We start from the raw sequence: 12,000 nt of genomic DNA on the forward strand, positions 1-12,000 counted from the left end.
TCACCCCCCGTCCGCGGCGTCGAAGAGGCTGACGTCATCGCGGTCCGCGGTCACGCAGACGCGTTCTCCCTGCCGCGGCGGGGCGAGGGCCGTCTCGATCCGCAGCGGCGGAGTACCGGGGGCGGATCCGTCCGGGCGGACGCTGATACGGGTCAGCGAGCCGACGTAGACGGCCGTCTCGACGGTGCCGGTGCAACAACTGTCGTCGGAGGTGCCCAGCCGCAACCTGCCGGGACGCACCGCGGCCCGCACCCGCTGACCGGGAACGCACGGGTGAGTACGGGCCTTGAGCACGCCGCCGGTGTCCAGCCGCACGCGAGTGCATCCGTCCTCGCCGGGTTCCTCGACCTTCCCGGTGAGGAAGTTCGCGGCGCCGAGGAAGTCCGCGACGAACGGGGTGCGGGGGCGTTCGAACAGGCCGCGAGGGGTGTCGAACTGCTCGATGCGACCGTCCTTCATGATCGCGATGCGGTCCGACAGGACCAGGGCTTCCTCCTGGTCGTGGGTGACGTAGACGACGGTCAGACCGAGTTCGCGCTGGATGGACTTGATCTCGGTCTGCATCTGGTCACGCAGCTTCTTGTCCAGTGCGCCGAGCGGCTCGTCCATCAGGACGATCGGCGGGCGGTAGACCAGGACCCGGCACAGCGCGACCCGCTGCTGCTGCCCGCCGGACAGCTCGCGCGGACGGCGGCCGGCGAACTTGGACAGCCCCGCCGCCTCCAGGGTCTCGCCGACCCGGCGCCGTATCTCTGCCTTGGGCACGCCGCGCAGTTGGAGCGGGAAGGCGACGTTGTCGAAGACGGTCATGTGCGGGAACAGCAGGTACTGCTGGAAGACGAAGCCGAAGTCGCGTTTGCCGGGGCTGAGCCGCGTGATGTCCCGGCCGTCCACGCTGACGGAGCCGGAATCGGGCTCGGTGAACCCCGCCAGCATCATCAGCGTGGTCGTCTTGCCGGAACCCGACGAGCCCAGGAAGGTGACGAACTCACCCGCAGCGATCTCCATGTCCACACCGTCGACGACGGTCGTCCCGCTGTAGGACTTGCGCAGCCCCGTCACGGAAAGCGACCTGCCGGTCGGCGAGGAGGACCGTGGAGCGACGGCGGCGGCGAGAAGTGTGGCGCGCTCAGGCATCGGACCACTCCTGCCAGCGCTTGGCGACCGCCTCACGGTTCTTGTCCCACCACGCCACATCGGCGTCGAACCCGGTCTTCAGGTTCTGCGGCGAGGTCGGCAGGGTGGCCAGGACGTCCTCCGAGATCAGCTTGGTGGCCGCGGGCACGACCGGGCCGCCCGCGCCCGCGTTGAGCTTGGCGAACGCCGCCTGGATCTCGGGGCGCAGTGAGAAGTCGATCAGCTGGTAGACCGCGTCGGTGTTGCCCGCGCCCTTCGGGATACCCCACCCGTTGGTGAGCCTGCGGGCCCCGTTCCACTGGTAGGCGACCGGCTGCCCCTGTTTGATCAGCTGGTCGGCACGGCCGCCCCACAGGCTGGACATGACGACCTCCTTACGGCCGAGCAGGACGGCCGGCAGGGCTCCGGAGTTCCAGAACTTCTTCACCTCGCCGCGGATCCGCGACATCGAGGCGAACGCCCGGTCCATGTCCAGCGGGTACAGCTTGTCCAGCGGGACGCCGTCCGCGAGCAGTGCGAACTCCAGCTCGGGGATGTCGACGTCCGCGCTCTGCAGGGACCGCGGACCGCTGAAGGAATGCGTGTTCCAGAAGTCGGACCAGCTCTTCGGGGCGCGCTTCAGGCTGTCCGTGCGGTACGCCATCACGGTCGCCCACACGTTCTTGCCGACCGCGTGCTCCGGCAGCTGATGCTCCGGGATGCCGGCGCCCTTGGCCTGCTTGAGCCGGTCGTGGTCCACGGCTTCCAGACAGTCCAGGCCCGCCATCTTCTGGAAGACCAGGAGCGAGTTGTCCATCAGGTCGACCTGCGGCCGGCCCTGCTTGACCTGGGCGATGACCTGTGCCGACTGGTAGTTCACCGTGGTGACGGTGATGCCGGTCTCCTTGGCGAACGGCTCGTAGATCGCCTTGGTCAGGGCTTCGTTGTAGGAACCACCGCTGTTGCTGACAACGAGCTTTTTCTTTCCGCCCCCCGACGAGCCGCGGCTGTCGCCGGTACCCATGAGGGTGCCGCAGCCGGCCACGCCCGTGGCGGCGGCCAGTGCACCCGCGGTGCGGAAGAGGGTTCTGCGTCGTATCCGGTTGGCTTCCATCAGGCGCCTCCTGGGGATCGGCGTGCATACGGGGAATGGGGTCAGGGGAGTACGTGTCCCGGAAGTGGGGGGTCGGGAGCCGGAATTCGGCGGACGGAAACGCGCGGGGCGCGATCAGATGCCGAGCATGGTGTTGAGCTCGTCCAGGGACTTGACCGTCACGTAGTCGTAGCCATGGGTCACCGGGTCGTAGCCACGGTCCAGAAGGACCAGGTTGCGGAAGCCCATGTCGTGCATCGGCATCAGGTCGTAGCGGGTGTGCGAGGAGACATGCACGAAGTCCTCGGGGGACGCGTCGAGTTGGTCGAGCATGTACTCGAACGCGGCGTACCGGGGCTTGTAGTAGCCGGCCTGCTCCGCGGTGTAGACCGCGTGGAAGTCCGCCCCGAGCCGGGGCACGCTCTCCTCGAGGTAGGAGTCGTCGGCATTGGACAGGATCACCAGCTTGTAGTGCTCACCCATCCGCTTCAGAGGCTCTGGCACGTCGGCATGGGGCCCCCAGCTGCGGACCGCGTCGGCGAACCGCTTCCCGGCGTCCGGGGCCGCCTTCAGGCCCCACCGGCGGCAGATCCGCTCGAAGGAGTCGTGCAGCACCTCCTCGTAGGCGTAGTACTCGCCGCGGACCTGGTCGTAGCGGTAGCCGCGGAACTCCCGGACGAACTGGTCCCACTGCTCGGCGGGGATCTGGTCGCCGACGAGTTCACGCGTGACGGGGGTGATCTGATAGTTGATCAATGTGCCGTAGCAGTCGAACGAGACGTACTTCGGCCGGAACGAGGGCGTGCTCATGAAGGTGCTCCGATCTTCAGCTTCGGGATCTTCGGCTTCGGGAAACCGGACAGGCCGGTTCGGCCTTCTCAGGCAGGTGGTCACCGGGGATCAGGCGGCTCCGACTTCGGCCGGGGCGAGGAAGCCGACGGGATGTTCGGTGGTGCCGTCGAGTGCCAGGTCGGTGGCGATCTCGCCCATGGCGGGCGAGAGTTTGAAGCCGCTGCCGGAGAATCCCGCCAGGACGACGATGTCGTCCTCGCCGGGGAGGTGACCGACGAGCGGGTTTCCGGACGCGGTGTAGCCCTCCATGTACACCGACAGCCGGATGGGGTCGGGGTTCAGATCGGGCATGAGTTCGCGGATGAGTTCGCGGAAGGTGCCGAGTTCCTCCGGGCGGACCGTGCGGTCGAGCCGTTCGGGGTCGGGGACCGGCAGATAACGGGCGAAGGACAGGCCGAGCTTGACGGACAGGCCGTCGGGCGACGGCAACCCGTAGCAGTCGTGGGGCGTGCTGCGGACGAAGGCGGGTGCGCCGCCCGCGAACCAGTCGTGACGGGTGGGTATGTGCCAGGAGCTGATCAGCCGGCGGATGTCGACCGACCGCGGGAGATCCGGGAGCAGCGTGTTGATCCAGGGCCCCACGGTCACCACCGCGGAGTCCACGTGGTCGGTGCCGTGGTCGGTGACGATGTCCACCCCGCCGCGCGCGGCGGGTGCGACCTCGCGGACCGTCGTGTAGCGGTGCAGCCGGGCACCCAACTGCTCGGCACGCCCGGCGGCGGCCTGGATCGTCGCCTCGGGCCTGATGATCGCGCCCATCCGGTCGAGTACGGCGGTGTGTCCCTCGGGAAGGCGGTGCTGGGGATAGCGGCGGGCGAGGTCCTCCCGGTCCAGCACCTCGTGGTCCAGGCGATGGGTGACGCTGGAGGAGAGCAGGGTCCGCATGGCCGGGGAGGTGGTCTCTCCCATGACCAGGCAGCCGCTGCGGCGCCGCAGCGCGTGCCCCGTTTCACGCTGGAGCCGGTCCCACATCAGGTCCGCGAGCCGCAGCAGTGGAACGTACCCGGGTTCGCCGAGGTGGGCGGCGCGGAAGATGCGGGTCTCGCCTCCGGCCGCGCCGCGGTCGTGACCTGGCGCGTACCGGTCGTAACCGATGACCTCGGCGCCGCGGGCCGCCAGACGCCACATGGCCTGGCTGCCCATGCTGCCGGCACCGATCACGGCGACACGCTTCCGGGTACGCATGAGTCGCTCCTTTCGCCGAGCGTGGAGTGGGTGGCAGTCGGGGGGTCCAGCACCTGCGGCCGGTCGAATCCGGCCCTGCTGGGGATGCCGTTCACTCTGACCGCGGACGATCCCGCAGGTCAACGCACACTCTGTTCCGCGTTGGGGCCTTCTCGAGACGGTCTGTCGCAGCCGCCGAGGCGCTCCGGGAATTGACGGCACCCCTCTTGCCAGGGGGGTGGGCCGGTGCGAAGGTGGCCCCCGATCCTCAGGAGAAAAGCCTCCCCTATGCCACCGAAACATCCCTCGACCGCGCATTTCCTCACCATCGCGGAGGTTCTGCGCCTCCCCGTGCTCGTCGAAGGACTGCCGCGTGTCCTGGCCGGTGAGTCACGGCTGAACCGGGCAGTGCGGTGGGTGCATGTCACCGAACTGCTCAACCCGGCGGATTTCCTGGAGGGCGGCGAGCTGGTGCTGACGACCGGCATGCCGTATCCGGAGGACGCCTCTAAGCTGCGCGGCTACGTCGACCAGCTCGCCGACATCGGCGCGGCCGGCCTGATCGTGGAGCTGGGGCACCGTTACCAGAAGCTGCCCGAGGAACTGGTCGCGGCCTGCCGCGCACGCGAGGTGCCGCTCATCGAGCTCGCCCGCGGTGTCCGGTTCATCGACGTCACCCAGACGGTGCACGCCCTCATCCTGGATGCCCAGGGCGCGCTGCTGCGCCGCGGACGGGACATCCAGGACATCTTCACCGCCCTGACGCTGCGGGGCGCGGCTCCCGAGGAACTGGTGCACACCACCGCGGCCCTCACCGGAGCCCCCGTGGTGCTGGAGGACCTCACCCACCGGGTCCTGATGTGTGACCTGCTCGGTCGGCCGTACGAGCCGGTGGTGTCGGCCTGGTCCCGGCGTTCCCGGGTGGCGCCGACGCTGGAGAAGATCGCGCCGAGCGGCCCGGAGGGCTGGCTGATCGCCCCGGTGGAGAGCCACCAGGGACTGTGGGGCCGGCTCATCCTGCTGGACGGGCGGCAGGGGCCGGAGCCGGACCCGGAACACGTCCTGGTCCTGGAACGTGCGGCGGTCGCCCTGACCATGGCGCGTCTGGCCGGTTCGGCCTGGTGGGAGCGCCGGGCCCACCGCTCCGTGCTGCGGGACCTGTGCGAACGGCGCTTCCGTTCCCCCGCGGACGCCCGCGCCCGAGCCGAGGCGCTGGGGTTGCCGGCCTTCGGGCACCGCCTCTTCGCCGTACTGATCCGCCACACACGGACCGGAACCGAGGGCGACCACCTCGACGAACGGATCGCGAAGGAACTGGCGCAGACCGGTATCCGCGCACTGGTCGGCGAGACCGCCCCGGGCCGGATCGGCATCCTCCTCGCACTGGCGCAGGCCAGCGCCTGGCAGCCGGTCGCCGAGCGGATCGGCCGCCTCGCGCGCCAGGAGCTCGGCCCCGACTCCGTCGTCGCCGTCGGCCCCGGCGTGACCGACTTGGCGGGCATCGCCCGGTCGTGGCAGGAGGCCGAGCAGACCGCCGAGGCCATCACGCCGGCATCCCCGGACCGGTGGTTCTACGTCCCCGCCGACGTGGAACTGCCGGAACTCCTGGGCGTCCTGCGGGACGACATCCGTCTCCAGCGGTACGCGGAACGGCAGCTGACCCGCCTCGTCGACCACGACGACCGCAACGGCGGCGACCTCCTGCCCGCGCTGCGCGCCTATCTGGCGGCAGCCGGAAACAAGTCGGTCGCGGCGAAACGGGCCGGCATGTCCCGGCAGGCGTTCTACCAGCGCCTCCACACCATCGAACGGCTCCTGGGATGCGACCTGGAATCGGGCCTGGTGTGCACCTCCCTGCACGTCGCGGTGCTGGTCCTGGACTCGCCGGGAACGGCGGCTCCCGGCGCGTGACATGTGGCGGTCCGGACCGGTGCTCGGGCGACCTCCGCGCCGGCGGCTCCGGCGGCAGCCTCGTGTTCCCGGCCGGCGGGCTGATACGGCTTCACCGTGGGCCTCGGCGGCTTTGCCGCCCGCTCCGGTGGCGAACGATCCCGTGCGGCTGGGTGCCCCTGAGCGGGAACCCGCCGGCCACCGGTTCGCCGCACGACCCGCGCCGCCGGGCCGCCTCGACCGCGCTCGGCCACGTTCTGCCACTCTTGGATGTGCCCCGGTGGCCGGGGCACGAGAGCATCATGGTCCGACTGGTGCTGGCTGGGGCGGCATGATCTGGCGTTTCCGCAGATCGGAGGGGTGGTCACAGATGTGCGGACGGTATGCGGCGAGTCGTGGTCCCGAGGACCTCGCAGGAGTCTTCGAGGTCGAGAAGTGGGAGCCCGAGGAGACGTTGGCGCCCGACTACAACGTGGCACCGACCAAGGAGGTCTACGCCGTCGTGGACCGCCCCCTCAAGGACGCGGAGGACCCGAGGCCGGTTCGGCAACTGCGCAAGCTGAAGTGGGGACTGGTCCCGTCCTGGTCGAAGACCCCCGAGGGCGGCGCCCGGATGATCAACGCCCGCGCGGAGACGGTCCACGAGAAGCCGTCGTACCGCCGTGCCTTCGCCACCCGGCGCTGCATCATCCCCGCCGACGGCTACTACGAGTGGGTCACCGGCACGCAGGAGCGGGACCTGGAGGTCGAGGGCAAGAAGAAGCGGCCGCGCAAGCAGCCGTACTTCGTGCTCCCCGCCGACGGGTCGGTGTTCGCGATGGCCGGGCTGTACGAGTTCTGGCGGGACAGGACCCTGCCCGACGACCACCCGCAGGCCTGGTGGGTGACGTGCTCCGTGATCACCACGGAGGCGGAGACGACCCCGCTGGCCGTCGCCCCGGCGGACGGGCCGCACGCCCTCGCCGACATCCACCCGCGCATGCCCCTGATGCTGACGCCGGACCGCTGGGACACCTGGCTCGACCCGTCCCGCACGGACGCCGACGACCTGCGCGAGCTGCTCGCCCCGCCGCCCGCCGGGCTGATGCGCGCCTACCCCGTCTCCACGGCCGTCAGCAACGTCCGCAACAACGGACCGGAGCTGCTGAAGGAGCTGGAGGGCCCGGAGGAGGGCACACTCTTCTGACGTGACGAAAGAGAGCACGCAGAGCATCGAGACCGACGCCGGGGCCGCCCGCGTCACCTGGCACAGGGCGAAGCGCCCCAGGCTGCTGCTGGCCGTCAGCCACGGCGCCGGCGGCGGCATCGAGGCCCGCGACCTCCAGGCACTCGCGCGGGTCCTCCCGGGGCACGGCGTCACCGTCGCCCTCGTGGAGCAGCCCTGGCGGGTGGCGGGCAAGAGGGTGGCGCCCGCGCCGAAGACCCTGGACGTGGGATGGCGGGGCATCTGGCCGGCCCTGGCCGAGCCGGGCCTCCCGGTGATCTCCGGCGGCCGCAGCGCCGGCGCCCGCGTCGCCTGCCGTACGGCCGTCGAACTCGGCGCGCACGCCGTTCTCGCAATCAGCTTCCCCCTGCACCCGCCGGGCAGGCCGGAGAAGTCCCGCGCCGCGGAACTGCTCGGCGCCGGGGTGCCCACGCTCGTCGTCCAGGGCGGCAACGACCCGTTCGGAAAGCCGGAGGAGTTTCCGGAGGGGGCGTACGACCTGGTCGAGGTGCCGTACGGCGATCACGGCTTCGTCGTGCCGAAGAGGGCGGGGATCGGCCAGGAGGAGGCCGTGACAGTTGTCACGGACGGTGTCGTGGAGTGGGCCCGGTCACTCGGGTAAAGGTTCGGGAATGCGGAGCGGCGGACCTCTGTTGAGCGGGACAGAAGTGCTGAGGAGACCGGCACCGACGTCGTAGGAGAGGAAGTCCGCCGCATGGGTTCGACCATCTGCCCGAGCCGTAGCAGCCGCGCCGACCTGGACTGGACGGTGCTGCACGCGGCCAAGGCCGCCCCGATTCGGGCGGCGGGCGGACCGGATCGTGTTCTATCCTCCGATTCTGGTGGGACCGGTCTCGGCCCCGCCCGGAATCTTGAGGAGGTGGGTCCGGTTCCCGGTACCGACGCAGGGACCGAACACGGCCAGGCGGAGCAGCCCGAGGGCCAGGGCAGCGCGAGCGCGGAGTCGAGCGCGGAGCGCAGTGCGCGCTTCGAGCGGGACGCGCTCGAGTTCCTCGACCAGATGTACTCGGCGGCGCTGCGCATGACGCGCAATCCGGCCGACGCCGAGGACCTGGTGCAGGAGACGTACGCCAAGGCGTACGCGTCCTTCCACCAGTTCCGCGAGGGCACCAACCTCAAGGCGTGGCTGTACCGAATCCTCACCAACACCTTCATCAACTCGTACCGCAAGAAGCAGCGCGAACCCCAGCGCTCCGCGGCCGAGGAGATCGAGGACTGGCAGCTCGCGCGCGCCGAGTCGCACATGTCGACCGGTCTGCGCTCCGCCGAGTCGCAGGCGCTCGACCACCTGCCCGACTCGGACGTGAAGTCAGCCCTGCAGGCGATCCCCGAGGAGTTCCGCATCGCCGTCTATCTCGCTGACGTAGAGGGCTTTGCGTACAAGGAGATCGCGGACATCATGGGGACACCTATCGGTACGGTGATGTCCCGGCTGCACCGGGGCCGTCGTCAACTGCGCGGCATGCTCGAGGACTACGCCCGCGAGCGCGGACTGGTCCCGGCCGGCGCCGGAGAGTCGAACGAAGCGAAAGGCTCGGGCTCATGAGCTGCGGAGAGCCGCACGAAACGGATTGCAGCGAGATCCTCGATCATCTCTACGAGTTTCTCGACCGGGAGATGCCCGACACCGACTGCACCAAGTTCGAGCACCACTTCGAGGAGTGCTCGCCGTGCCTGGAGAAGTACGGCCTGGAGCAGGCCGTGAAGAAGCTGGTCAAGCGGTGCTGCGGGCAGGACGACGTGCCGACCGACCTGCGCTCCAAGGTCATGGGGCGGATCGAGCTGATCCGCTCCGGGCAGGCCGTGCCCGACCATGACGTGACAGCGACCCCGCAGGAGTCCTGAACTCCCGCCCGGGTACGGCCTGCCGTCACTCGAACGTGCTAATCCGCGGGTTATCGGCCCGCGGACTCCCCCCTCGCCCACTTAGGCTCCGGACGCTGGACAGTCATGGCCGGGCTCGGGGGAGGGCTTATGGAGGCAGTACCGGCACGGGCGCGCGTGTACGTGACCTGTGTGGTCCTCGGCGCCCTGTGCTGTCTGCTTCCGCTGCCCACCGCGCGGACGCCCTGGTGGGCGGTCGTCCTGCTCGCCGCGCTCTACGGCGGCTGCGAGCGGGTGGCCGCCCGGTGGCGGTTCACCGGGATGTTCTGCCCCGTGCTGCTCGCCGGGGCCTTTCTGCTGCCTCCGTCCGCCGCCGCACTGGTGGTGCTGCCGGGGGCGCTGCTGTCCCGGGTCGAGCAGCGGCCGCGGTGGCTGCGGCGGGTCTGGCGGGCCGCCCAGCTCGTCGTCGGCGTGTGGGCGGCCGCGGGGGTGCACCGGGCGCTGGACGGGCGGGACGCGGTCCTCGCCTCCGACTTCCCGTACGCGCTCGGGCCCGCCGCGGCCGCGGTGCTGGCCTTCTGCCTGGTGCTGACCGTGCTCGACGGGGGGATCCTGGCGCTCGCCGAGCGCGTTCCGGCGCGGAGGGCCTGGCGGGGCCTCTTAGTACGGTCGCTCGCTCCCGTCGTCGTGCACGGGCTCGCCGGGCTGATGATGGCCGTCCTGTGGCGCAGCCGGTACGGGCCCGTCGCCGCCCTGCTCGTGCTGCTGCCGATGTGTGTGTCCTGGTGGGTGTTCGCCCAGTACCACCGGGAACGGGCCGCCCATCAGGCGACGATCCGGGCGCTCGTGCAGGCCGTCGACATCAAGGACGGGTACACCCGCGGGCACAGCGAGCGGGTCGGGCAGGCGTCGATGATGATCGCGCGCGAGCTGGGGATGCCCGACGAGCGCGTCGAGGTGCTGCGGTTCGCCGGAATCCTGCACGACGTGGGGAAGTTGGGGGTTCCCACCCGGTTGCTGCGCAAGGACGGGCCGCTGACTCCCGAGGAGCGGCGGGTGATCGAACTGCATCCCGAGTACGGGCACGAGATGGTGCGCGGGATCTCCTTCCTCGGCGAGGCCCGGGCGGCGGTGCTGCACCATCACGAGCGGCTGGACGGCAGCGGTTACCCGTACGGGCTGGTCGGGGGCCAGATCCCGGAGTCCGCCCGGGTGGTGGCGGTGGCGGACGCCTTCGACGCGATGACGTCGACCCGCTGCTACAGCAGGGCCCGGCCGGTCCCCGTCGCCCTGGAGGAGCTGGAGCGCTGTGCCGGGACCCAGTTCGATCCCCTCATGGTGACGGCTCTGGTCCGCGCACTGAGCCGGCACGGCTGGCACCCCGCGGTCACGGCGGACGAGGCTCACCCGCCCCGTCCCCGCCCCCCGGTCCCCGGTCGGCCGGGAGTGCGGCGATGAGCGGCCGCGGGCGGCGTCGATGACCGGCTGCCGGCGTGCGCCGGCGACCGGCTGCCGGCCACCCTTCCTGCTCGTCCTCATCCACGCCTCGGCCGCCCTCCTCGCCACCCTCTCCCTCGCCACGACCCTCTGGACCGGCCTCGACGAGCGTGGTGCCGCCCTCGCCTTCGGGGTGCTGGTCACCGTCGGTGAGCTGAGCCGGTGGACCGGGGCCCAGGTCAGGGAGGCCGCGCCGCTCGGGGCCGCGGCGGCACTGTCGTACGCCCTGCTGGGGGCGGACGCGGGGGCGCCGACGCGGCACGGTGTGGCTCAGGTCGTCACCGTCGTCCTCGCCGCCTCGCTGCTCGGCAGCGTGCCGCACATCGCGCGCGGACAGCGCGGGACGTCCGACCATCTGGCCCGGCGGACACTCACCGTCGGGTTCGCCGCCATCTGCTTCCAACCCCTGTACAACCAGGGCACGTTCCGCGACTGGGTCGGACCCGCCTACGCGCTGCTGCTGCTCGCGCTGCTCTCGCTCACCGCGCTGTGCGACGCCGTGCTCGCCGCCGCGCTGGCGCACTCCCGCACCCGGTGGCCCTTCGGACCGCTGCTGCGGGACGAGCTGCGGGCGCTGCTGGGAATCGGGTCGGCCGTCTGCGCGACCGGGGCCGTGATGGCACTCGCGGTCGCCGTGGCGGGGCTGTGGGCGCTGCCCGTGTTCTCGCTGCCCCTGCTGCTCACCCAGATGTCTTTCCGGCGGTACGCGGCCGTCCGGGCCACCTACCGGCAGACCATCGCCTCCCTCGCCCGGGCCACCGAGATCGCCGGGTACACCCCGGCCGGGCACGCCCGCCGGGTCGCCGCGCTCGGGCAGGCCGTGGGGCGGGACCTGGGGCTCACCGAGCCGGAGCTGACCGTGCTGGAGTACGCGGCCCTGATGCACGACATCGGGCAGCTCAGCCTCGTCGATCCGGTGCCGGCGGGCGCCACGGCCGGGCTGCCCGCCGGGGAACAGCGCCGGATCGCGCTGCTCGGCGGGGCCGTCGTACGGCAGACCGGCGTGAATCCGCAGGTGGCGATGGTCGTGGAGCGGCAGGCCGACCCCTGGCGGGAGCAGCCGGTAGCCGCACGGGTCGTACGGGCCGTGAACGCGTACGAGGAGAAGGCCCGGGACGCCGGGCCCGGCGGGCCCCTGAAGGCGCTGGAGGAGCTGCGGCTGGCGACCGCGGAGGAGTACGCGCCCGAGGTCGTCGAGGCGCTGGCCCGTGTCCTGTCACGGGACTGTCTGACCCTGCCCCTGGCTGGGTAACCCATGGGTAATGAGCGCCCTTCCAGCCGTACGTGGTTGGATGCGAAGGAGAGGGTGTCCGGGGGCACAGCCAGCCCACTGAACGGA

At 71.1% G+C, this 12,000-nt stretch carries 11 protein-coding genes; 7 read left to right on the forward strand and 4 right to left on the reverse strand.

The window, feature by feature from the left end:
* The 4 genes from ACFWWR_RS22915 to solA form a co-directional block, all read right to left on the reverse strand.
* Positions 1-1,137 carry an ABC transporter ATP-binding protein gene (locus ACFWWR_RS22915; protein WP_383872431.1) on the reverse strand — a complete coding sequence of 379 codons (1,137 nt, stop codon included), beginning with the start codon at positions 1,135-1,137 and terminating at the stop codon, positions 1-3.
* On the reverse strand, positions 1,130-2,230 hold the full coding sequence (locus tag ACFWWR_RS22920; protein WP_383872428.1) for an ABC transporter substrate-binding protein: 1,101 nt from the start codon (positions 2,228-2,230) through the stop codon (positions 1,130-1,132). The genes ACFWWR_RS22915 and ACFWWR_RS22920 overlap by 8 nt, the downstream gene beginning before the upstream one ends.
* Before the next feature lie 114 nt (positions 2,231-2,344).
* Positions 2,345-3,019: a haloacid dehalogenase type II gene (locus tag ACFWWR_RS22925; protein WP_383872425.1), complete on the reverse strand. Its 675-nt coding sequence runs from the start codon at positions 3,017-3,019 to the stop codon at positions 2,345-2,347.
* 90 nt (positions 3,020-3,109) lie between these two features.
* A complete protein-coding gene (gene solA, locus ACFWWR_RS22930) occupies positions 3,110-4,246 on the reverse strand; it encodes an N-methyl-L-tryptophan oxidase (protein WP_383872422.1) in 1,137 nt (378 codons plus the stop codon).
* A 267-nt stretch (positions 4,247-4,513) separates the two neighbouring features.
* Between solA and ACFWWR_RS22935 the strand changes: the two genes are divergently transcribed.
* The 7 genes from ACFWWR_RS22935 (at position 4,514) to ACFWWR_RS22965 (ending at position 11,913) form a co-directional block, all read left to right on the forward strand.
* Positions 4,514-6,136, forward strand: coding sequence for a PucR family transcriptional regulator (locus tag ACFWWR_RS22935; protein WP_383872420.1), 1,623 nt, complete (start codon positions 4,514-4,516; stop codon positions 6,134-6,136).
* 349 nt (positions 6,137-6,485) lie between these two features.
* A complete protein-coding gene (locus tag ACFWWR_RS22940; RefSeq protein ID WP_384305039.1) occupies positions 6,486-7,301 on the forward strand; it encodes an SOS response-associated peptidase in 816 nt (271 codons plus the stop codon).
* Between the two features lies 1 nt (position 7,302).
* The gene (locus ACFWWR_RS22945; protein WP_384305041.1) at positions 7,303-7,941 is read left to right on the forward strand and encodes an alpha/beta family hydrolase; all 639 of its coding nucleotides are present in this window, start codon (positions 7,303-7,305) and stop codon (positions 7,939-7,941) included.
* 258 nt (positions 7,942-8,199) lie between these two features.
* A complete protein-coding gene (gene sigR, locus ACFWWR_RS22950; protein ID WP_383872478.1) occupies positions 8,200-8,886 on the forward strand; it encodes an RNA polymerase sigma factor SigR in 687 nt (228 codons plus the stop codon).
* Positions 8,883-9,185, forward strand: a complete 303-nt coding sequence (gene rsrA, locus ACFWWR_RS22955; RefSeq protein ID WP_383872412.1) for a mycothiol system anti-sigma-R factor — start codon at positions 8,883-8,885, stop codon at positions 9,183-9,185. The genes sigR and rsrA overlap by 4 nt, the downstream gene beginning before the upstream one ends.
* Positions 9,186-9,314: 129 nt before the next feature.
* Positions 9,315-10,622 (forward strand): HD-GYP domain-containing protein, encoded by a 1,308-nt coding sequence (locus tag ACFWWR_RS22960; RefSeq protein ID WP_384305043.1) that lies wholly within the window; start codon positions 9,315-9,317, stop codon positions 10,620-10,622.
* A 19-nt stretch (positions 10,623-10,641) separates the two neighbouring features.
* On the forward strand, positions 10,642-11,913 hold the full coding sequence (locus tag ACFWWR_RS22965) for an HD-GYP domain-containing protein (protein ID WP_383872406.1): 1,272 nt from the start codon (positions 10,642-10,644) through the stop codon (positions 11,911-11,913).
* Positions 11,914-12,000: the final 87 nt, after the last annotated feature.

Origin of the sequence: Streptomyces sp. NPDC058678 (assembly GCF_042714835.1) — a bacterium.
Taxonomy (GTDB): domain Bacteria; phylum Actinomycetota; class Actinomycetes; order Streptomycetales; family Streptomycetaceae; genus Streptomyces.

What these genes read in the sequence shown, in the direction of transcription:
- ACFWWR_RS22915 (WP_383872431.1), bottom strand. Translation starts at nt 1,137, where the DNA reads ATGCCTGAGCGCGCCACACTTCTCGCCGCCGCCGTCGCTCCACGGTCC.
- ACFWWR_RS22920 (WP_383872428.1), bottom strand. Translation starts at nt 2,230, where the DNA reads ATGGAAGCCAACCGGATACGACGCAGAACCCTCTTCCGCACCGCGGGT.
- ACFWWR_RS22925 (WP_383872425.1), bottom strand. Translation starts at nt 3,019, where the DNA reads ATGAGCACGCCCTCGTTCCGGCCGAAGTACGTCTCGTTCGACTGCTAC.
- solA (WP_383872422.1), bottom strand. Translation starts at nt 4,246, where the DNA reads ATGCGTACCCGGAAGCGTGTCGCCGTGATCGGTGCCGGCAGCATGGGC.
- ACFWWR_RS22935 (WP_383872420.1), top strand. Translation starts at nt 4,514, where the DNA reads ATGCCACCGAAACATCCCTCGACCGCGCATTTCCTCACCATCGCGGAG.
- ACFWWR_RS22940 (WP_384305039.1), top strand. Translation starts at nt 6,486, where the DNA reads ATGTGCGGACGGTATGCGGCGAGTCGTGGTCCCGAGGACCTCGCAGGA.
- rsrA (WP_383872412.1), top strand. Translation starts at nt 8,883, where the DNA reads ATGAGCTGCGGAGAGCCGCACGAAACGGATTGCAGCGAGATCCTCGAT.
- ACFWWR_RS22960 (WP_384305043.1), top strand. Translation starts at nt 9,315, where the DNA reads ATGGAGGCAGTACCGGCACGGGCGCGCGTGTACGTGACCTGTGTGGTC.
- ACFWWR_RS22965 (WP_383872406.1), top strand. Translation starts at nt 10,642, where the DNA reads ATGACCGGCTGCCGGCGTGCGCCGGCGACCGGCTGCCGGCCACCCTTC.